At 66.5% G+C, this 20,608-nt stretch carries 16 protein-coding genes and 4 pseudogenes; 16 read left to right on the top strand and 4 right to left on the bottom strand.

The genetic code is table 11. The features are described 5' to 3' along the window. Positions 1-165: 165 nt before the first annotated feature. The 11 genes and pseudogenes from AB0436_RS29995 (at position 166) to AB0436_RS29945 (ending at position 11,296) form a co-directional block, all read left to right on the top strand. Entirely contained in the window at positions 166-1,686 is a 1,521-nt protein-coding gene (locus AB0436_RS29995) for a class I adenylate-forming enzyme family protein (protein ID WP_366471085.1), read from the top strand. An 89-nt stretch (positions 1,687-1,775) separates the two neighbouring features. Further along, entirely contained in the window at positions 1,776-2,510 is a 735-nt protein-coding gene (locus tag AB0436_RS29990; RefSeq protein WP_366471084.1) for a glucose 1-dehydrogenase, read from the top strand. A 36-nt stretch (positions 2,511-2,546) separates the two neighbouring features. Continuing rightward, a complete protein-coding gene (locus AB0436_RS29985) occupies positions 2,547-3,779 on the top strand; it encodes a serine hydrolase domain-containing protein (RefSeq protein ID WP_366471083.1) in 1,233 nt (410 codons plus the stop codon). A gap of 38 nt (positions 3,780-3,817) precedes the next feature. Further along, entirely contained in the window at positions 3,818-4,903 is a 1,086-nt protein-coding gene (locus AB0436_RS29980; RefSeq protein ID WP_366471082.1) for an S-(hydroxymethyl)mycothiol dehydrogenase, read from the top strand. Then, positions 4,903-5,516 (top strand): annotated as a pseudogene (locus AB0436_RS29975) (MBL fold metallo-hydrolase). Before AB0436_RS29980 ends, AB0436_RS29975 begins: the two are co-directional and overlap by 1 nt. A 211-nt stretch (positions 5,517-5,727) precedes the next feature. Further along, positions 5,728-6,162 carry a cupin domain-containing protein gene (locus tag AB0436_RS29970; protein ID WP_366471081.1) on the top strand — a complete coding sequence of 145 codons (435 nt, stop codon included), beginning with the start codon at positions 5,728-5,730 and terminating at the stop codon, positions 6,160-6,162. Positions 6,163-6,320: 158 nt separating this feature from the next. Beyond that, complete coding sequence (locus tag AB0436_RS29965) at positions 6,321-7,799, top strand: APC family permease (protein WP_366471080.1); 1,479 nt, start codon at positions 6,321-6,323, stop codon at positions 7,797-7,799. Positions 7,800-7,813: 14 nt separating this feature from the next. Beyond that, complete coding sequence (locus AB0436_RS29960) at positions 7,814-8,203, top strand: antibiotic biosynthesis monooxygenase (protein ID WP_366471079.1); 390 nt, start codon at positions 7,814-7,816, stop codon at positions 8,201-8,203. 182 nt (positions 8,204-8,385) lie between these two features. Then, complete coding sequence (locus AB0436_RS29955) at positions 8,386-9,207, top strand: SDR family NAD(P)-dependent oxidoreductase (protein ID WP_366471078.1); 822 nt, start codon at positions 8,386-8,388, stop codon at positions 9,205-9,207. Between the two features lie 93 nt (positions 9,208-9,300). Beyond that, positions 9,301-9,738 carry a cupin domain-containing protein gene (locus AB0436_RS29950; protein ID WP_366471077.1) on the top strand — a complete coding sequence of 146 codons (438 nt, stop codon included), beginning with the start codon at positions 9,301-9,303 and terminating at the stop codon, positions 9,736-9,738. Continuing rightward, positions 9,722-11,296 (top strand): hypothetical protein, encoded by a 1,575-nt coding sequence (locus tag AB0436_RS29945; RefSeq protein ID WP_366471076.1) that lies wholly within the window; start codon positions 9,722-9,724, stop codon positions 11,294-11,296. Before AB0436_RS29950 ends, AB0436_RS29945 begins: the two co-directional genes overlap by 17 nt. A 536-nt stretch (positions 11,297-11,832) precedes the next feature. Here AB0436_RS29945 and AB0436_RS29940 read toward each other — a convergent pair. Together AB0436_RS29940 and AB0436_RS29935 are read right to left on the bottom strand one after the other, a co-directional pair. Further along, positions 11,833-13,058 (bottom strand): annotated as a pseudogene (locus tag AB0436_RS29940) (IS701 family transposase). Positions 13,059-13,358: 300 nt separating this feature from the next. Beyond that, entirely contained in the window at positions 13,359-14,132 is a 774-nt protein-coding gene (locus tag AB0436_RS29935; protein ID WP_366471075.1) for a glucose 1-dehydrogenase, read from the bottom strand. A gap of 364 nt (positions 14,133-14,496) precedes the next feature. On the opposite strand from AB0436_RS29935, the gene AB0436_RS29930 reads away from it, so the two are divergent. The 4 genes and pseudogenes from AB0436_RS29930 (at position 14,497) to AB0436_RS29915 (ending at position 18,032) form a co-directional block, all read left to right on the top strand. After that, positions 14,497-15,675, top strand: a complete 1,179-nt coding sequence (locus tag AB0436_RS29930) for a cytochrome P450 (protein ID WP_366471074.1) — start codon at positions 14,497-14,499, stop codon at positions 15,673-15,675. Between the two features lie 86 nt (positions 15,676-15,761). Further along, positions 15,762-16,495, top strand: a pseudogene (locus tag AB0436_RS29925) (CoA transferase subunit A). After that, complete coding sequence (locus tag AB0436_RS29920; protein ID WP_366471073.1) at positions 16,492-17,133, top strand: CoA transferase subunit B; 642 nt, start codon at positions 16,492-16,494, stop codon at positions 17,131-17,133. Before AB0436_RS29925 ends, AB0436_RS29920 begins: the two are co-directional and overlap by 4 nt. Positions 17,134-17,387: 254 nt before the next feature. Continuing rightward, positions 17,388-18,032, top strand: a complete 645-nt coding sequence (locus tag AB0436_RS29915; protein WP_366471072.1) for a TetR/AcrR family transcriptional regulator — start codon at positions 17,388-17,390, stop codon at positions 18,030-18,032. On the opposite strand, the gene AB0436_RS29910 is transcribed toward AB0436_RS29915, so the two are convergent. Then, on the bottom strand, positions 17,992-18,519 hold the full coding sequence (locus AB0436_RS29910) for a hypothetical protein (protein WP_366471094.1): 528 nt from the start codon (positions 18,517-18,519) through the stop codon (positions 17,992-17,994). The genes AB0436_RS29915 and AB0436_RS29910 overlap by 41 nt on opposite strands. A gap of 61 nt (positions 18,520-18,580) precedes the next feature. Then, positions 18,581-18,670 (bottom strand): annotated as a pseudogene (locus AB0436_RS29905) (TetR family transcriptional regulator); the annotation flags it as partial. A 514-nt stretch (positions 18,671-19,184) separates the two neighbouring features. Here AB0436_RS29905 and AB0436_RS29900 point away from each other — a divergent pair. Then, entirely contained in the window at positions 19,185-19,955 is a 771-nt protein-coding gene (locus AB0436_RS29900) for a transposase (RefSeq protein WP_366471071.1), read from the top strand. The last annotated feature ends 653 nt before the right edge of the window (positions 19,956-20,608 follow it).

Here is a 20,608-nt window from a genome sequence, read left to right as displayed (position 1 = left end):
GTGAACGACCGTTCATGTGGTAATGCGTCGCCATTCCTCCGAGTAGCCCGTATGTCAGAGCCTACTCATTAATGCATGTCGATCTTGCGCAGCCAATGAACGTTAGTTAACCAACTGGCCGTCGGTGCAACGGCAGGCGCACCGAATGAGCCCGTAAGGAGCACTGTGACCAAGCAGCACGCGGACAGCCGCCCCATACCTTTCGCGACCCTGCCTATGGCGCTGGACCACTGGGCCGCCGCCACTCCGCAAGCCCTGGCGCTCACCACGGCCACCGAGGAGTTCACCTACGCACAGCTCGCGGACAAGGTGGCGCGATGCGGCAACTGGCTGGCCGAGCAAGGCGTCGAGGCCGGTGACCGGGTCGTCATCGTCGGCCACAACACCGCGGCGTGGGCTGTCCACTACCTCGCGGTGCTTTCTCTGGGTGCAGTGATCGCGCCGGCCAACAACCGGCTCAACCCCAGCCAGTTCGCCGAACAAGTACAGCTGCTGGAAGCGGCCCTGGTGCTCGTCGACGACGCCCACGACTGGATCGCAGGCTATGTGCCGGCCCGCCGGGTAGGGCGACTGTGCACCGGGAACGAGAGTCACAAGGAGCACGGCCGACCGCTCCCGGAGCCGGACTCTGCGGCGCTGATCAGCTTCACCTCCGGAACGACGGGAAAGCCGAAGGGCGCGGTGCTGACGCAGGCGGCGCTCGCCGAGGCGTCGTGGGCCTTCGTACGCGTACTGGGCACGAGCCAGGGCGACTCGACGCTGGTGATCGTTCCGATGTTCCACAACACCGGGTTCGTGGACCAATTCGGCCACATGCTGCTACTGGGCGGCCGGACGGACCTCCTCTACAAGTTCCGCACTGCGGAGGCTGTCGCCGCCCTGGCGGCGCGGCCCGTGACCTATCTCGCTGCGGTCCCGAGCATCATCCGTCTGATCATGCTGGCGGACGGAGCCGACGACGCGCTTCGCCACCTGAGGGTGCTGCTCTACGGCGGTTCGCCCATGCCAGCCGCCTGGATTGACGAACTGCTTGGGAAGTGGCCGCAGTTGCAGCCTTTTCACGGCTACGGCATGACCGAGTACGGCTCCGCGGTTTCCTTCCTGCCACCCGAGCACGCAGCCATCCACGGCGAGTCCGTCGGCTTCGCCGTACCCGGCACCAGCATCCGTATCGTCGACAAGAACGGACGCGACGTGGAGCCCGGAAGCACCGGCGAGCTGTGGGTACAGGGCCCGACCATCATGCAGGGCTACTGGCGCCAGCCCGAGCTGACAGCCCAGAAGATCGAGAACGGCTGGCTGCGCACTGGAGACCTTTCCCGCCTGGACGACGGCTTCTACTACATCGAAGGGCGGGTGGACGATGTCATCAACCGCGGCGGTGAGAAGATCCTTCCGGCGCACGTGGAATCCCTGCTCGCCGAGCTCAGCTCGGTCGGACAAAGCTGTGTCTTCGCAGTGCCCGACCCGGTCCTGCACAACCGTGTGTGGGCCGCAGTCGAGGAACGGCCCGGTAACACCTTCGACGCGACGGCCGCCGGCCGACTGCTGCGCGAGAAGCTCCCCGACTACGCCGTCCCCGAGCGGATCGAAATCATCAATCCGATGCCCAGGACGGCGAGCGGCAAGGTGGACCGCCGCGCCGTAGCAGCGCACTGCCAGCAGGCGGTCGAAGGAAACGCCTGACGCCGTCCCTGTACAAGTCCCGGCGCGGACCACCGGTTCTGTCGGTTCGCAAGACCCACCACCGTTCACATCCCAGACAGGAGCTGACAATGCCCCGACTTGACGGCAAGACAGTGATCATCACCGGTGGCGCCCGCGGTATGGGCGCCTCGCATGCCCGCATGTTCGTCGAAAACGGCGCCTGCGTTGTCCTGACCGACGGACTCGTCGAGGAGGGCAACAGCCTCGCCAAAGAATTGGGAAACTCGGCGATCTTCGCGGAAGCCGACGTCACCAGCGCCCGGGACTGGAGCCGCGTCGTCGAACGCGCCGAGGAGGAGTTCGGTACTCCGGAAGTTTTGATCAACAATGCCGGCATTCTCGTGATGCACCGGCTCGAGACTGCGACCGAAGCGGACTTCCGTCGCATTGTCGAAGTCAACCAGATCGGCGTGTTCCTCGGCATGCAAGCAGTCGTCCCGGCGATGCGCCGCGCCGGCCGCGGATCGATCATCAACATCGGCTCCACGGCCGGCATGGTGGGCTTCCCTGACTGTTTTGCCTACGCGGCGGCCAAGTGGGCCGTCCGCGGCATGACGAAGACCGCCGCCGCGGAGCTGGCCCCCTACGGCATCCGTGTCAACGCAGTTCACCCCGGCGACGTCGAGACACCCATGACCGCCGACATCCGGGACAGCGGAGAGCTCACGACCGACGGCATTCCACTCGGCCGCTTCGCCATTCCACAGGAGGTGTCCTTGGCCGTGCTCCACCTGGCCAGCGACGACTCGTCCTACACGACCGGCGCCGACGTCGTCGTCGACGGCGGATACACAGCCATCTGAACCGACACGGCCCACGCCAACAGAGAGACACATTCAATGGTATTGAGCAACGGGACCACGCCGACAGCCTGGGAGCTGGGGGAGCTACTGACTGAGGCCGTCCGCACGGGCGCCGTGCCCGGAGCCACAGCGGTGCTCGTCACACCCGACGGCACGGTCCACGCCGCCTGTGCGGGCGTGGAGAACGTCGACGGTGGCGCCCCGCTGAGCGCGAGCACCATGTTCCGCTACGCCTCGATGTCGAAGGTGCTCACCACGGTCGGAGCATTGCAGCTGATCGAGCGTGGGCAACTGCAGTTCGACCAGGAAGTGACCTCGATCCTCCCAGACTTCGGCCGCCTTCAGGTGCTCGAAGGCTTCGACGGCGAGCGTCCACGCCTGCGCCCCCCGGTTCGGCAGGCGACGGTAGGGCACCTGCTCAACCACACGTCGGGGCTCGGCTACTTCTTCTGCAATCCCGACGTCAGGCGCTACCACGAGGCGGTCGGCCTCCCCCTCGGCGTCGGTGCCCTGAACGGGGCGGCATCGCTGGCGGCCCCTTTGGTCGCGGACCCGGGCACCGTCTGGGAGTACGGGGTCAGTACCGACTACCTCGGCCTCGTGATCGAGGCGGTCAGCGGACTCCGGCTCGACACCTACCTCCGGACCAACGTCTTCGAGCCGCTCGGGATGAAAGACACGACTTTCCGCCCCTCCCCGGAGCAACGGGCGCGGCTCATGCGCGTGCACCGACGCGATGCTGAAACCGGCCGTATCCACACCCGTGACGACATCCTCGATGCGGACTCAGGACTCGACTCGGGCGGGAGCGGTGCGTACGGTACGGCGCTGGACTATGCCCGTTTCGCCTGCGCGCTGCTGCGCGGCGGAGAACTGGACGGATCGGTGATCCTCGCGCCGGAGACCGTGGACCGCATGTTCACCGACGGACTCGGGCAGGTCCGTTTTCCCGACGGCATCACGTCGGTGGACGCTGCGCTGATGGAAGACGCTACCTTCCCTCCCAGTGGCGGCGATTTCACGCTCGGGCTGCACGTAACACGCCACGCCACACCTGGTATGCGCCGGGCCGGCTCCGGCGGCTGGGACGGGATCTTCAACACGCAGTTCTGGGTCGACCGTGCCGAGGGCATCGCCGCCGTGCTGATGACGCAGATGCTGCCGTCCGGCGACGCGGGTGTGCTGGCGCTGCAGGCCGAGTTCGAGCGTCGCGTCTACAAGAGTGCCCCTGCCCCGGCGGGCACCGGGACCGATTTCAGATCCCCATAATTGCCCGTTTCCTACGCAACATACAGAAAGGTCGACCGATGGCACAGAAGGTACAAGGCGTGATCGCCGGAGGCAGGCGTGCTCCGGTGCGTGTGGAGACCGTACTGGTCCCCGACCCCGGCCCGGGGGAAGCGGTGGTCCAGGTGCAGGCGTGCGGGGTCTGCCACACCGACCTGCACTACCGCGAGGGCGGTATCAGTGACGAGTTCCCATTCCTGCTCGGACATGAGGCCGCCGGTGTAGTGGAGGCCGTCGGCAAGGGCGTCACCGAGGTTGCCCCCGGGGACTTCGTGATCCTGAACTGGCGTGCGGTGTGCGGACAGTGCCGGGCCTGCATCCGGGGGCGCCCCTGGCACTGCTTCAACACGCACAACGCCCGGCAGAAGATGACGCTTCTCGACGGCACGGAGCTCTCGCGGGCGCTGGGCATCGGGGCGTTCGCGGAGAAGACGCTAGTCGCCGCGGGTCAGTGCACGAAGGTCGATCCCAAGGCGGCACCGGCAGCGGCCGGACTGCTGGGATGCGGAGTGATGGCCGGACTGGGTGCGGTGCTCAACACCGGGGCTGTGACCCGCGGGGACAGCGTGGCGGTCATCGGATGCGGCGGCGTCGGCGCAGCGGCCGTCATCGGCGCCCACCTCGCCGGCGCGGCTAGGATCATCGCTGTCGACATTGACGACCGCAAGCTCGCCACCGCCCGGCGCCTCGGCGCAACCCACGCCGTCAACTCGCGCAACGCCGAACCAGTGTCGGCCGTAAGGAAACTGACTGGCGGCTTCGGCGCGGATGTGGTGATCGACGCGGTGGGACGCGCCGAGACGTACGAACAGGCTTTCTACGCACGTGACTTGGCGGGCACCGTCGTGCTCGTCGGAGTCCCCGCTCCCGACGTGAAGCTGGAACTGCCACTGCTGGACGTGTTCGGCCGCGGTGGATCCCTGAAGTCGAGCTGGTACGGCGACTGCCTGCCCTCGCGCGACTTCCCGATGCTCATCGACCTCTACCTCCAGGGTCGACTGGACCTGGACGCCTTCGTCACCGAGACCATCCCCCTGGACGACGTGGAGGCCGCCTTCGACCGGATGCGCGACGGCGAGATCCTGCGCTCCGTGGTGACGTTCTGATGGCTGCCACACCTCGGATTGACCTGCTGGTAACCAAGGGGACCTTCGCCTTGGACGGTGGTGTCTGGGAGGTGGACAACAACGTCTGGCTCGTGGACGACGACCGTGAGGTGATCGTCATCGACCCCGCGCACGACTCCGCCGCCATCGAGAAGGGAATCGGCGGGCGCAGCGTGACGGCGATCGTCTGCACCCACGCCCACAACGACCACATCGAGGCCGCCCCGGACATCGCGGAACGCACTGTCGCGCCGATTCTTCTCCACCCCAACGACCTCCCGTTGTGGCGGCAGACCCACCCCGACCGTGCCCCGGACGGCGAACTCGCCGACGGTGCACTCCTGAAGGTCGCCGGCGCTGAACTGCGATGCGTGCACACTTCCGGCCACACCCCGGGCGGGACCTGCTTGTACGCCCGGCACTGGACACCGTCTTCACCGGTGACACGCTCTTCCACGGGAACCCTGGCGCGACCGGCCGCTCGTTCTCCGACCGTCCCACGATCGTCGCCTCCATCCGGGAGCGCCTGCTCACCCTGCCGCCCGAAACTGTCGTACGCACCAGCCACGGCGAGACCACGACCATCGCCGCAGAGGCCCAGCGCCTGCGGTGACCGGGGCGGGCCGCCGACACCGCAGGCCTGTCACTACGGCTCCCGCCGGCCCGCTCACGATCGGGAGCAGGGCCGGGCGCAGCCCTCATTCCCCACGTCATCGTGGTGGACCTTTGGCTCGCACCGGGCTTTACCGACACCGACACGGTCCACAAGACCTCGATGGTCAGCGTGCTGGAGTACATGAACGAAATGTCGAGGAGGAAGCACCGTGTCCACAACCCCTGAAGCCAAAGCCCAGCTTGCTCTGATCGCTGCCGAGGCCCTGCAGCCCCATTCGCCCAAGACACCGCGCATGCGCTCGCGCTGGATCAAGAGGCCGGACCGTGGTGGCTGGAACAACTACGCGATCTCGGAGTGGGAGCTGATCGCAGCGGGTTTTACCGACCTGCACCCGCACGACGAGACGAACCTGGTCTTGGCGGGAGAACTGCACGTCGAGGTGGACGGGGTCGGGGTGATCGGCCGGGCCGGTGACTCGATCGTGGTGCCCGCAGGCAGCACCGGCCGCTACTGGGCGCCCCACTACGCCCGCATGGTGGGCATCTACGGGCCCAACCCCGACGGCGAACCCTCCGAGTACCTGGAGTACTGGGAGACCGGCGACACCACGGGAACCACGGAGACAACCGATGACCGTACGTGAGGGTGATACAGCGGTACTGCGTAGGCCCGGACATGAGAACGAATCGGGGCTTGACCACCAGCCGTCGCGCGTGACACGTCGCTCGATGGCCTCCACCTGCCAGTCGGGGCATGCCCCTCGCCTGGAGGAGTCGCGTCCATACATTCCCGGAGACAACGATGAGTGAAGACACCGCCTCAAACGCTCCCACACCACTACTGCTGCAAGCCACAGGTTCCGCGGACGCATCGGCGCAGCACACGCTGCAGGGGAAGATCGGCACGATCGAACTCGTGATGACGGTCCTGGCCTTCTCGGCCCCGATCGTCGTCGTGGCGGCCTTCGCCCCCTTCGTGATCATCTATGACGGCGCGGGCGCGCCGTTCGCGTACGTCGTGGGGGCGGTCCTGCTGCTCCTGTTCGCCGTCGGGTACACGGCGATGAGCCGGTATATCCCGAACGCTGGCGCCTTCTACGCCTACATCACGGCCGGTCTCGGCCGACTGTTTGGCCTGGGTGCCAGCTTCTTCGCGATGCTGGGTTACATCTTGATGGCGGTCGGCACCGTCGCCTTCTTCGGCGTCGCCGCCAGTGCACTCGTGGTTGACGTGCTCGGTGGTCCAAACATCGCATGGCAGTACTACTCAGCCGCGTGCCTGCTGGGAACCGGGGTTCTCGGATACTTCCGCATCGACGTGTCCGCCAAGGTGCTGCTGATCGCCATGTCCGCCGAGGTGGCCATCGTGCTCCTGTTCGATAGCGCCGTCTTCGGCAAGGGCGGTCCGGAAGCGAGATCTCTGACCCCGCTCGGCTGGGGGGCGTTCTCCTCCGGTTCCGTCGGGCTCGCCGTTCTCTTCGCCGCCACTTCGTTCCTCGGCTTCGAGGCGACCGCCGTCTTCCGCGAGGAGACCAAGGACCCCGACCGTACCGTGCCGCGCGCCACGTACGTGGCCGTGATCTGTATCGGTCTGTTCTACATTGTCAGCGTGTGGGCTCTGGTCACCGCGTACGGTGCGTCCGGTGCGCAGGCCGAAGCAGGCAAGAACGCCGTGGGCATGTTCAACGACGCGATCCAATCGTTTGTCGGCGTCTGGGCGCGCGACGTGGTGCAAGCCCTCGTCGTGACCTCGGCTTTTGCATGCCTTCTCTCTGTGCAGAACATCCTCTCGCGCTACGTGTACTCGCTCGGGGTCGACGAGGTCCTGCCGTCGGTGCTTGGGCGGACGCATCCGAAGCACGGGTCACCCAGCATCGCGTCAGTGACGGTGAGCGCAGTCCTCCTCGGCACCCTGCTCGCCAACGTCGGCAGCGACCCGGCACACCTCTACGGGCAGTTGGCCGGAGCCGGCGGCTTCGCGATCCTGGTGCTGATGTTCCTCACCGGCGTCAGCGTGGTGGTCTATTTCCGCCGGCGCCCGAACACAGGAGTGTCCCTGTGGCATCGGCTGATCGCGCCCAGTGTGAGCGCCATCAGCATGGCAGGCGTGCTCTACCTGGCTGCCGCCAACTTCACCACCATGACTGGCGGTTCGATGGGGTCCGCGATAGCCCTGCAAGCGATCCTGTGGGGGACGTACGTCGTCGGTATCCTCGTCGCCCTGGCTTACCGGTACAAGCGTCCGGAGGTCTTCATGCGTATCGGACGCCAGCAAGCCTGAAACGGACGTGAACCGTGATCATCTGTCTGTTCGGCGTGACTTACCGTAACGGTCACAGTCGAGAACTCGAGCGCAGTCTCGACACGATGCTCCAACCACAACTCGGCGCGATCCCCGGATTCCTGTCGCTGCACACCTATACCGCCACAAGCGGAGAGGTGCTCGGCGTTGTGCGGTTCACGACGCATGAGGCGCTCGAAGCATGGAGGAACGACGCGGTGCACCGGAGTGTCTGGAAGCACGCTCCGGAGATTTACGAAAGCTTCTGGATCCAGAACTGCGAAACCTACCGGGAGTACTACTGGATCCGGACCCGCGGCAGAACCAGCGAAGACATGAACCAGAGATTCGAGCGCGACCCCGCGAACCTGATTCCTCGGTCGGACGCCCCCGACCTCGGTTAGGCGCTAGAAAGGCTTGCCTCCCCTAGCCGGCCCGGCCATCGAGCTCCTCCCGATGTGCCGACTCAGCCTCCACCAGCACGTCTACTGCTGCCTCGGCCGTGCAAACTACGCGTCATTGACCTGACGGACTGGCACGGCACACAGAGCGGCGCCCCTCCCTCCCACGAAAGGACCTGACTCCCATGACTTCACGCACCACCTCCCCGCTCAGCGGCCGCACAGCGATCGTGACCGGCGCCGGACGTGGCATTGGCCGGTCCATCGCCCAGCGTCTGGCCGCCGATGGCGCCGAGGTGCTCGTCGTCGGACGCACCCTCGACGCACTCGAGGACATCGCCAAGGTCATCGAGGCAGACGGCGGCAAGGCCCGGGCCAGGGCCGGCGACATCTCCGCCACCGCCGATGTCGCGGCCATCGTCGACGAAGCCATCGACCGCTGGGGCCACATCGACATCCTCGTCAACAACGCCGCGGTCTTCGACGAACCTCCGTTTTTCGACGTCGACGCCGAGACCTTCCGGCGGACGTTCGACATCAACGTCACCGGCACCTTCCTGATGTCCCAGGCAGTGGCCCGCGGCATGGTGGCGCGCCGCAACGGCTCCATTGTGCATATTTCGTCCATCGACGCGCTCGGGGCCGACGGTCCGGTGATCGCTTACACCGCCACCAAGGCCGCCGTCGTCAGCATGGCGCGCACCATGACCATGGAGCTCTCGCCTTATGGAGTGAGGATCAATTGTGTCGCACCGGGTTTCGTCAACACTGACATGGTCCACAAGACCTCGACGCCCAACGTGCTCGAGCACATGCTCCACGACTTCACCCGGGTCCCGCTGCGACGGCTCGTCGAACCCGAGGAGATCGCCGCGACGGTGGCCTTCCTGGCGTCCGACGAGGCCTCCGCCATCACCGGCAGCAACCTCGTCGTCGACGGCGGCCTGACCGCCAACCTGTTCGTCATGGAAACGCTGCCCGAGCCGATGCTCCCGCTCGGCGAGTGACCGAAGCCCGGCCCGTGCGGGCCCGGCCCGTGCGGGCCCGCACCCCCAAAGCCATGTCCGAGGCGCTGAACGAAATGTCGAGGAGGAAGCACCGTGTCCACAACCCCTGAAGCCAAAGCCCAGCTTGTTCTGATCGCTGCCGAGGCCCTGCAGCCCCATTCGCCCAAGACACCGCGCATGCGCTCGCGCTGGATCAAGAGGCCGGACCGTGGTGGCTGGAACAACTACGCGATCTCGGAGTGGGAGCTGATCGCAGCGGGTTTTACCGACCTGCACCCGCACGACGAGACGAACCTGGTCTTGGCGGGAGAACTGCACGTCGAGGTGGACGGGGTCGGGGTGATCGGCCGGGCCGGTGACTCGATCGTGGTGCCCGCAGGCAGCACCGGCCGCTACTGGGCGCCCCACTACGCCCGCATGGTGGGCATCTACGGGCCCAACCCCGACGGCGAACCCTCCGAGTACCTGGAGTACTGGGAGACCGGCGACACCACGGGAACCACGGAGACAACCGATGACCGCACCCGATGAGAGAACCGAGCCGATGAAGAATGGCGACGTCGGGCCGAGAGCCGAGGGCCTGGAGGTCAGTCACAGCGACGACCTGCGTGTGGTGGACAGGCAGGCGGTGGAGGAGTACACCAACCACGCCGTCCCGCCATCCGCTCGCTTGGGGCGAGGGCGGGTGTTCGGCGGCTGGTATTCCCTTGCCAGCGCCATGGCATTTGTCTACTACGGAGCACTCTCGGCCAACCTGGTCGGCAACGCACAGGCGTTGATCGGCTTGGGCGTGGTGGTCGTGACCTACTCACTCCTGGGCTCGCGCGCCGCGCGCCAGGCCCTTCGGACCGGGCTCAACTCGACACTCCTGTCCCGGGAGTTGTTCGGCGCGCGAGGCGCGGCCCTCTGCTCCCTGCTGATCGCTGCGGCCGCGACCTACTACGCGGTCTTCGAGAGCAGCGTGCTCGCGGCTGCGTTCCAGTCGTACTTCGGTGTCTGGGATATACGGATTTGGTACGTCCTGATCGTCGTCGGCATGCTGCCGCTCATGCTGGGCGGGATGCAGACCTGGTTGAGCAAGCTCAACAGCATTTCCCTGCCGCTTTACTTCCTCGGGGTTGTCCTGGCCGTGGTGGTCGCAGGGGTGCGCTTCGGGTGGCAGGGAGCCTGGTCGCACTTCCAGCCAGTCCCCGACTCTCACGGCATCCCGGGCTGGCTGACGGTGTTCGTGCTCTACATGGGCGTGTGGATCCTGTTCCCCGACACCCAGGACGCCGCCCGCATGGGAACGAGCGAGGACGCCGCGTTCCACGCGCACGTGACGTTCGGCTGGCTCTACTACCTGGTCTCGTACGCCTTCAACGGGCTGGCCGGCATCCTGATCGTAGCCCTCGCCGGCCCGACGGGTACGGCCGCCTCCGAGGGTGGAGTGGTGCAGGGAGTGATCCGCTCACTCGGAGTTGCCGGGCTCCTCGTCATCGTCGTCAGCCAGGTCCGGATCAACTCGGCGAACTTCTACTTCGCCAGCATCAACATCGACCGCTTCGCCGCCCAGTTCACCCAGCGCCGACCCAGCCGCCGGGCGTGGGTGGTCACACTCGCCGCGATCGTCCTCGCGCTGATGTTCACCGACGTTTTCAGCTACATCGCCAAGGCCCTGGCCTGGCAAGGCGTGTTGGTCGTCTCGTGGGTCGCCATGATGATCGTCAGTTGGCTGTTCGACCGGGGCGCCGAGGTGGAGTATCGGCCTCGCCGGGTGAAGGCCCTGGCCCCCGGATTCGCTGTCTGGATGGTCTCCTCGGGCGTCGGCATCGCCCTGCTGCAGATGCCGGACACTCTGCCCGTCTTGTCCGCGCTGGCGCCGCTGGTGTCCTTCGCACTCGCGGGCGCCGGCTATGCCGTGATCCGGGCCGCCGGCATCTCGGGCCGGCGCGCGACGACGATCCCCGACGTGCGGTTGGAGCTTTCGTCGCCCTGGAACGACCGGGTGCGCTGCGCCGGATGCGACCTATCGTACGCCGGCGTAGAGATGGACCGGGACGAGTCCGGCCGGGTCCTGTGCCTGGAGTGCCAGGCCACGACCGTCTGACCGACGGTCCTGTCGGTGTGGAAGCAGCCCCGGTGCGTGCCCGGGGCCGGGCCGTTCTTTGGTGCCACCCGCAGATGGAAGCGCTGTGTCGTGCCACCATGCCGGGTGAGGACTCTCGCATCGCAGGCAGCCATGGCCGAGGTACGCCTGGCGGACGTCCGGCGAGGTGCGCAACCAGGTGCGCGTGAACGCGGTGTTGCGCATGTCAGCGACCAACCGGCCGGAGGTCCTCGCTTCGCGCACCTGCTCACCCCCACGGCCGCTTCGGCAGCGGCCTGCGCACTGATCGCGATGGGCGGGTCGTTCGTGGGGGAGGGCGTTGCAGCAGATGGCCGAGGCGGGCGCCGCCGCCGCCGTCCCCAGCTGGCCCCAGGACACCGCCTAGTAGTGCTTGGTCATGTTGGTGCGGGGTCTGGCATGTCACGGTGACAGGTGGGACAGGCGCCTGGCCCAGATCGCGAGGAGTATTTGCAGCTCGCGGACGACTCGGTAAAGGCTCAGGCTGGCGCCGTCTCTTTTGGGGATCGGCTCAGTCGTTACAGGGTGCAGAAGGCGTGGGCGACGGAGACGAGGGTGACGTGGTGGTGCCAGCCTGGCCAGGTGCGGCCTTCGAAGTGGGCCAGGCCCAGGGCCTGTTTCATCTCGCGGTAGTCGTTCTCGATGCGCCAGCGGAGCTTCGCGGTGCGCACGAGAACGGGCAGCGGAGTGGTTTCGGGCAGGTTGGAGAGCCAGAACTGCACGGGCTCGTCCTGGTCGGCGGGCCATTCGGCCAGCAGCCACCGGACCGGGAGCTCGGTGGCGGTGGTGGCCTTGTGGATCTCACGTCCGGCGGGCCGGATCCGCTGGGCCAAGAAGCGCGAGTACATGCGCTTGTGTCCGCTGCGGCCACTGCCCGGCCGTGAACCCTCCCGCCACTGCACCGGCCGCGCGGAGTATTTGCCGGCCGCGATGACCAGGCTCTTCACCTGCTGGGCCGGATCGGGATAGGCAGGAACCGGCCGTCGGCCCCGCCCGGGGTATACCGGGGTGCAGGGCTGTGCGTCCTCGGGTTGCGCGGTGGTCGTGGTCGAGATGCCCACGACGTAGTCGAGACTGCGTTCTTCGAGGCCGAGCCGGAAGGCTGTGGTGTCCCCGTAGCTGCCGTCGGCGATGACCTGGGGCACATCGTTGCCCCAGGACCGCGTCTCGTCGATCATGTCGAGGGCCAGCTGCCACTTCTCGACGTGGCCCACCTGGGCAGGGATGGCGCACGTGTCACGGCGGGCCACTTTGACCGGATCGGCCTTCGGTGAGGCGGGATCCCAGCTCCCGGGCAAGAACAGACGCCAATTCACTGCCGTCGAGGCGCCGTTGGAAGCCAGGTGCAGCGAGACCCCAGCCTGGCAGTTGGTGACCTTGCCCGCGGTGCCGGTGTATTGCCGGGTCACGCGCGCGGACGCGTCCCCGTCCTTGAGGAACCCGGTGTCATCGATGATCAGCGCGGTGGGCTTGATGACCGGCTGCATGCGCCAGGCCAACGAGCCCGCACATGCGCTGCATCCCACGGGCTGGAAGTGACGAAGTGGGCCAGGGCCTGCCGGTTCCCGTCTCCGCCCAGGCGGGAGGCCATCGGTTCCACCGACTTGCGCCCGCCGTCCAGCAGCAGGCCCCGCAGATAGACCCCGCCCCACCGTCGCTGATCCGCCCGCGCGAACGGCTCGAACATCTCCGCCGCGAAGTCCTCCAGATCACACCAGACCGCAGCCAACTCCCCACTCAGCACCCCCGATCAACGACACGACCGATCAAGAAGACACGCCATCACGGACGGCACATGACCAAGCCCTACTAGCACAAGCAACACAGGCAAGGCCGGTGACGCCGTGGTCCTACGGTCGGTCGAACCTCGCGGCCGACGAGCGGCCGTTCGTCCCGCCCCGCAACAGCACAGGGCTGACAACGGCCGAGATCTCGTCCGATTAGCACACCGGACGGGATCTCGATGACCACCACGGCCCCCCTGCGCGCCGCCGGCCGGCTGACGGGCGACGACGGGTGAAGCGTCGAGGGAACGCGTCGCCGATCAGATGGGGTTGCGTGCGGCGCTCAGCCAGCCGCCATCGATCACCATGGCGCTGCCGTGGATGAAATCGGCGTCGTCGCCAGCGAGGTAGACCGCGAGCCGGGCGATCTCCCGCGGTTGACCCCAGCGCCGGGCCGGCGTCCGGGCGATCTCGGTCTCGCTGTCGGGCAGGGTGTCGGAGCCGCCTTCCGGAGCGGCGAGACCCGTGTACGTGGCACCGGGGCAGATGGCATTCACACGAATGCCGTGGAGCCCGTAGTCGAAGGTCAGTTGGCGTGTCAGTCCGAGAACGCCGTGCTTGGAGGCGGTGTAGGCGGTGCCGCCACCCGCAGCGCTGAACGACGAGATGGAGGCGGTGTTGACGATGGCGCCCGTGGACCTGGGAAGCATGCTGTGACGGATGACGGAGCGGGCCATCAGGAAGGGGCCGGTGAGGTTGACGGCCAGCGTCCGGTTCCACTCCTCGATAGAGATCTCGTGGGCCGGGCGGAAGCTGTCGATTATGCCGGCGTTGTTGCACAGCACATCGATCTGGCCCGACCAGGTGAGGACCTCCTCGACGCAGGCCTCGACGGAGACCTCGTCGGCCACGTCAGTGGCCACGGCGATTGCCCGGTCGCCGGCATCCGCCTCCCTCACGACCTTGCGGACGTTGTCCGCGTTGATGTCAACGGCCGCGACGCGCGCGCCTTCGAGGAGGAATTCGTTGACCATGGCGCGCCCCATGCCGGAGCCCGCACCGGTTATCAGAACGACCTTGTCTTGGAGAGACATTCTGGCGTGTACCTACCGTCCATCTGGCTTTTCCGCAGTGAGTGGATTTCCGGACGCTTGACTGACCCGCCCCGCGAGAAGTTCCGCTCGGCGGATGCGCCGATTGCGACGCGGGTATGGTTACTAACTAACATTAGTAAGTAACAGTCGTCAAGGTTGCACGGTGGTGCGTCGGCTCCGTGAGCCGTTCAGGGCGAGGCTTCTTCCATGATCTGGGTCACATTCTGTACCTATGGGCTTGCTGTCGGCGCCGTCGGCGTGCTGAATGCTGCTAACTACCGATAGTTAGCCATGGTCATTCGTAGGCGAGCCCCACAACATCCCGATAGCCCGCTGATGCCGGCGCTACCCCAGGAGGCGACCCATGAGCTTGTCGAGCGCGGAGACCTACCTTCCGTGGAGCGATCTGCAGTTCCGTTCGGACCCATACCCCTGGTACCGCAGGCTTCAGCAGGACCACCCCGTGTACGAACTCGACGGCACCTACGTCGTCAGCCGGTACGAGGACATCGTCCGGTACCTCAAGCTGCCGATCATGAGCGTCGAGACGGCCTGGGCCAACCAGGGCCCGTGGTCCTACGTGAGCGACACGATGTTGGGTGTGGACCCGCCGGAGCACACCGCACGGCGCCGGCACACCAACAAGTGGTTCACGCCCAAGCTGGTCCGGGAGTGGGCGCGCACCAGCGCCGAGGTGGCCGGCAGAATGCTGGACCGCGTGGGCGAGGACGGGATCGTCGAGGCGTGGACCGAACTCGCCGTGCTGCCGACGCACGCCACCATGAGTCGCGTCCTGGGCTTCCCGAACGACGATGCCCAGGACGTTGTCGAGGCGATGTTCGGCGCCATGCAGATGATGAGCGCCGCACCCAAGCCCGGTGATGAGGAACTGGCGGCGCAGGCCTTCGCCTACCTCGAGAAGCGGGTGCGCGACATGCTCGCAGATGCCGGGTCTGTCGACGGTAACGCAATGGCCAGGGCTCTGCTCGAGGCCTGCGAAGCGGGGGAGATGACGGCCCAGCAGAGCATGGCCACCATCACCGTCTTCTACGGGTTGGGACACATGGACGTCGGCTACCTTGTCGCTGCCGGTCTGGACCAGTTCGCGCAGCGGCCGGAGGTGTTCCGGGCATACAAACAGCGACCTGAGCTCCGGGCCGCCATCATTAACGAGATCGTCCGCTTCGACCCGCCCGAGCTCTCGGTCGTGCGTTACCCCACCGAGGATGTCGAGATCCGGGGGATGCGCATACCGGCAGGCACCCCGATCCGTTTCATGATCGCTGCAGCCAACCGAGATCCGGACGTCTTCCACGAGCCGGACACGTTCGACTACACGCGCTCGCCCAACGCGAGCCGAAATCTGAGCTTCGGGCTGGGCGCCCACAGCTGCGCCGGCCAGGTCATCTCCCGGGCCGAGGCAGAAGCGGTCTACACGGAGGTCGCCCGGCGCTTCGACCACATCGAGCGGGGCGGTGAGCCGGTACGCGCGAACAACGACTTCGCCCGCTTCTACTGGTCGCTCCCCCTGCGGCTGTCCTGAGCCCGAAGCGGAAGAAACACCGAGCAGACAGGAAAGACAAACCCGATGTGCAGTGTGAACAGGTGGTGGCTGTGTCGACAAAGCTGATGGGTTCCGCGGCCGATGCTGTGGCGGACATTCCGGACGGAGCGTCGCTGACCGTCGGCGGCTTCGGCCTCTGCGGCCTTCCGAGTGAACTGATCCGCGCCGTGGCCAAGCGGGGAACAACCGGGCTGGAGGTCTTCTCCAACAATTGCGGCGTGGACGACTGGGGGCTGGGAATCCTCCTCTCGGCAGGCCGGATCCGACGCGTGACTGCCTCGTACGTGGGCGAGAATAAGGAGTTCGCCCGGCAGTACCTCGTCGGCGAGCTCGAAGTGGAACTGACACCACAGGGAACGCTCGCGGAGAGGATGCGCGCGGGCGGGGCCGGAATCCCTGCCTTCTACACGTCGGCAGGTGTGGGGACCATGGTCGCCGAAGGCGGCCTGCCGTGGCGCTATGACAGCACGGGGGCGATCGCCGTGGCGTCACCGCCCAAGGAGACCCGGAGTTGCGGGGCCGGACATACATCCTGGAGGAGTCCATCGTGGCCGACTTCGCGCTCGTGCACGCCACGGTGGGGGACACTGAGGGCAATCTCGTCTTCGGCAAGACCGCCATGAACTTCAACCCGCTTGCCGCGATGGCCGGGCGCATCACCGTCGCGGAGGTCGAGACCTTGGTGGAACCGGGCGAGCTCGACCCGACGACGGTGCACCTGCCCGGGGTGTTTGTCCAGCGGGTGGTCCGCGTGGGCGGGCAGGAGAAGCGGATCGAGAAGCGGATGGTGTCGGCATGAGCTGGTCGCGTGAGCAGATGGCCGCACGTGCCGCGTCGGAGATGATCGACGGCGAGTACGTCAACCTGGGCATCGGACTGCCGACGATGATCCCCAACCACCTGCCCGAGGGCATCAAGGTCGTCCTGCACTCGGAGAACGGCATCCTGGGCACCGGGCCGTACCCGACGGCGGATCAGATCGACCCCGATCTGATCAACGCCGGCAAGGAGACGGTGACCGTCAACCCCGGCGCCGCGTTCTTCGACTCCGCCCTGTCCTTCGGAATGATCCGCGGCGGGCACATCGACACCGCGGTCCTGGGGGGCATGCAGGTCTCCCGCAAGGGAGATCTCGCGAACTGGATGGTGCCGGGCAAGATGGTCAAGGGGATGGGCGGCGCCATGGACCTGGTGCACGGTGCCTGCCGCGTGATCGTGCTCATGGAGCACACCGACCGGCAAGGCCGCTCCAAGATCGTCGATGAATGCGTTCTCCCGCTGACTGGCAAGGCCGTGGTGCACCGCATCATCACCGACCTCGGAGTGATCGATGTGGAGGACGGCGGACTGATCCTTCGCGAGCTCGCGTCCGATGTCACCGTCGAGCAGGTGATCGCCGCGACCGACACGGACCTCGCACTCGACCGCGTGGGCTGACCGCTGAGGCACGGGGCTGCCCGGAGACAGCCCTGAGTCGTCGCCATGACAGTCGTTCGATCCGCCGGTCATTCCGGCGGACCGTTTCGCCGTAGCCGTTCACCAAGCTAGCTAACGTTAGTATCCGTACGAGAGACTGTTGTCAGGGTGCAGAGGCCCTGCCGACGGCCCGCCCGCCGCGTTCTGTCGTGCGGTCGGGCAACAGCCTCTGGAGGATGACGACTTTTGGAATGGTTATGGACACGGCACCACGAGTGCGCGCTACAGAGGAACTGCGTCATTACCTGGAGAAGCTCGATTGGTCCGGCCTGACGCCAGGGCGCCGCCGGATCCTGGAAGCTTTCATCGAGCTGGCGTCGGTGGAGGGGTACTCCTCGGTCTCCATGCGGAGCCTGGCGAAGAAGGTCAGCATGAAGCCCCCGAGTCTCTACTCCCACTTCTCTGGCGGCCGGGACGAGGTGGTCGCGGAAGCCTTCCGCTGGCACTTCTCCCGATTCTCCTCGGCGGTGCTCGCAGCAGTGGACGGGACGGACTCCCCGAGCGATTTCTGGTGCGCGATGGTGAGGGTCCACTTGCAGCGTCAGCTTCAGTCACGGGAGAACGACGCCTGGGACATGCTGCGGGCCCTCGACCGCATGAACCCCTTCCTGGAACCGGAGACGCGGGCTGAGGTCGACCAATGGGTCGGGCTTTACGAGCGGATGTACGCGGCCGCCGCGCGTGAGCTCGGGTACGAGTACGACGACGTCGAGAAGATGGTGCGCGTCGTAATGAAGATCCTCGACAGCGCCAACGGCTGGTGCGGCTGGAACGGGGACGAGGAGCACCTGGAGGTCTGTGTCGACCAGGCCGTCGCTATCACCCGGTCACTGCTCTCGGTCGACCTGCGGCGTCACTGACGTTCATGTCGGAGAAGAACGCGGTGCCCGCTTCAGGGCCACCGCGTTTCTCGGGTTTCGTCGCACGCCATCGGCGACCCTGGCACGTTCGTTCGCAGCGACTGCTGTGCGCTCGGCTCGGGTTCGAGGAGGCGGCCGCGGCCGCGATCGACAGTCCGTCCAGCTTGTACCAGGTGGTGACGTACTCGCACATGATCGCGATCGCGATCGAGTTGACGTCGTTGACCTCGAAGGCCCTTGCCTCGAGCCCGCGGTGAGGACGTCTTTTAGCTCCTTGAGGTATTCGAGCTCCATCTTCACGATGGGCTCCAAGCGATCGCTCGGGACGCCTCAAGCCTTTGCGACGCATCATCACGAAGTCGAAGGCCTGTGCGATGCCCGCCTTCTGCGGCTGCCAGGTGACGTGTGTGCGGACCATCTGCCCCAGCTGGACAACGCGGTCGTCGCCGGTGATCAAGTGGCGGACATAAGTGACGAAGCTGTTCATGGCCGCTTCGATCACGGAGGCGTGCAGGTCTTCCTTGGAGGAGAAGTAGCCAGTACAGGGTCGGCGCCGAGATGCCAAGCTTCTGGGCGAGCGCCTTGCGGCTGGTTCCGGCGTAGCCGTACTGGAGGAAAATTTGCAGGGCTGCCTCCATGACACGGTCCCGGCTGCCAGTCTCCCGGGGCCGACCTGCCCGTTTCCCCCTGGCTGTGTCGGATCATTCGCAGACCTTGCCACGCGCTGGGCACAGCGGTCCGTCAGCTCATCACCACTCATCGTGGCTGTCGTCGCGCTGCCGGCGTAGTCGGCTTCACTCAGGTCCCCGCACCATGTGAACCAGAGGGACTCAGCTATGAGTGAGGCAGCTCACGGCCCGCAAGTGAAGCATTGGGCTCCGTGTCCGTGACCGGCGGCGCTACTGGTGAGTCGTGCGCGCTCTCCGGCCACATGGGCACAAACACCTGCGCTGGTGCACCGCAGAGACGGAAGGCGGGCCCGGGCTGCCGCCATCGTCCCGGACGATCGTCTCTCCCTACGACACCTCGGCCCGCTATGCACGGCACGGACACATCATCAGCTGGAAGGGGTTCTCCGCTCACCTGACCGAGACCTGTGCTCCCGGTGGCCCAACGTGATCACGGACGTGGCCACCACCGCGGCCACCACACATGACAGCCAGGTCCTGCCGGGCATCCACACCCAGCCTGGCACGTCGCGGCCTGCTGCCCGCAGAGCACCTGGTCGACGCCGGCTACACCTCCCTGCCCCACCTGGAACAAGCCACCCGTGAACACCAGGTCACCGTCTCCGGGCCATTCCGGAGCAACCCCACCCGCCAACACTGCCGGAACGAGGGCTCCGCCCGGGACGACTTCCACATCGACTACGACCGCCGGCAGGTCACCTGCCCCCAGGGCCAGGTCAGTCGGGGCTGGCACGGCCACTACCCGACCTCTTCACCCACCGCGGCCCCGCTGATCGTGGCCAGGTTCACCAAGAGTCAGTGCCAGCCATGCCCGTCCCGCGCTCAGTGCACCACCTCCCCTGAAAGCACCCGCACCGTGGGCTTTCCCCCACGAGACTCCGCGACCTGCAACTCCGCGTCCGCACTGAGCAGCAGACGCCCGAGTGGAAGACCCGTTACGCGGTCCGCTCCGGAGTGGAAGGCACGGTCAACGAGTTCGCCCACGGACACAGCATGCGACCGCTGCCGCTACCGAGGACAGGGGAGGGCCCACATCCAGCACGTCCTGACGGCCATCGCCGTCAACATCGAGCGCCTCAGCGGACTGCCGCCGACCGAGGAAGCCCCCACGCCCCGCCGGCCGACTGCCTTCCAGAACTACCTCGACCAGCGAGAGATACCGCCGGTCGAAGTCCTGGCGAACCCTGGGCAGCTGACCTCGGCAACTCCAAGATCCCCGACAGAGTCAAGTTAGCGGTCATCGCCTGGTTCGATCGCACTCGAGTCCCGGCTGGGGAGAACAAATTCATATGTTCGTCGCCCCCGTTATCGCCGCGGTCTTGCTCGGGGGGACGGTCTTCCTCGCGCTGACCCACTTCGAGCTCATCGTGGGTGGGGCACCAGGCCAAACCTGTGGCTCGTCGGCATTCCGCTGGCCGGCCCCGTTCGTGGGTCTTGCCCTCGCCTTGTACTTTCGAACCGGCGCCACCACGTCTACGCCTCCCTCGGTCGAGCCGACCGTGTCATCGATCTCGTCTCTGAGAGTTGATCGAGCCATGATTTCTTTCACCGCGTGACTCCGCTGGGCTACTGAGCGTCACTCCCTCACTGAATCGGCGCCCCGATGCGTGGTGATCTGCGATGCCTGATCGACGATCCCGCACTTGGCGCCGGCGAATCCGCCCGAAAGGCGGTAGAGCGCCGCCTCGCCGCGGATACCGCCCCTGAGGTCCGCGGAGCCGGACCCGCTTGGGTGGCCGATCACTGTTGTGGCTTGCTCCTGTCTTCGACCAAGTACGCACTCGCTGATCCGCTAGGTGTATTGACCCGCAGGGTTGTTGACGCGGGTGACGGGGGGCCGGCCTCCGAGTGCGGTATGGCAGCGATGGTAGTTGTAGTTGTGCAGGA

The organism is Streptomyces sp. NPDC051322 (assembly GCF_040689485.1).
Taxonomy (GTDB): Bacteria; Actinomycetota; Actinomycetes; order Streptomycetales; family Streptomycetaceae; genus Streptomyces.
The sequence above is the reverse complement of the archived record's forward strand: the minus strand, read 5'-3'. Positions and strand labels throughout refer to the sequence as shown.

Excerpts from the sequence above, each read along its gene's own strand:
- AB0436_RS29990 (WP_366471084.1), top strand. The coding sequence starts at position 1,776 with ATGCCCCGACTTGACGGCAAGACAGTGATCATCACCGGTGGCGCCCGC.
- AB0436_RS29910 (WP_366471094.1), bottom strand. The coding sequence starts at position 18,519 with ATGAACAGCTTCGTCACTTATGTCCGCCACTTGATCACCGGCGACGAC.
- AB0436_RS29935 (WP_366471075.1), bottom strand. The coding sequence starts at position 14,132 with ATGTCTCTCCAAGACAAGGTCGTTCTGATAACCGGTGCGGGCTCCGGC.
- AB0436_RS29965 (WP_366471080.1), top strand. The coding sequence starts at position 6,321 with ATGAGTGAAGACACCGCCTCAAACGCTCCCACACCACTACTGCTGCAA.
- AB0436_RS29985 (WP_366471083.1), top strand. The coding sequence starts at position 2,547 with ATGGTATTGAGCAACGGGACCACGCCGACAGCCTGGGAGCTGGGGGAG.
- AB0436_RS29900 (WP_366471071.1), top strand. The coding sequence starts at position 19,185 with ATGACAGCCAGGTCCTGCCGGGCATCCACACCCAGCCTGGCACGTCGC.
- AB0436_RS29945 (WP_366471076.1), top strand. The coding sequence starts at position 9,722 with ATGACCGCACCCGATGAGAGAACCGAGCCGATGAAGAATGGCGACGTC.
- AB0436_RS29955 (WP_366471078.1), top strand. The coding sequence starts at position 8,386 with ATGACTTCACGCACCACCTCCCCGCTCAGCGGCCGCACAGCGATCGTG.
- AB0436_RS29980 (WP_366471082.1), top strand. The coding sequence starts at position 3,818 with ATGGCACAGAAGGTACAAGGCGTGATCGCCGGAGGCAGGCGTGCTCCG.
- AB0436_RS29930 (WP_366471074.1), top strand. The coding sequence starts at position 14,497 with ATGAGCTTGTCGAGCGCGGAGACCTACCTTCCGTGGAGCGATCTGCAG.
- AB0436_RS29920 (WP_366471073.1), top strand. The coding sequence starts at position 16,492 with ATGAGCTGGTCGCGTGAGCAGATGGCCGCACGTGCCGCGTCGGAGATG.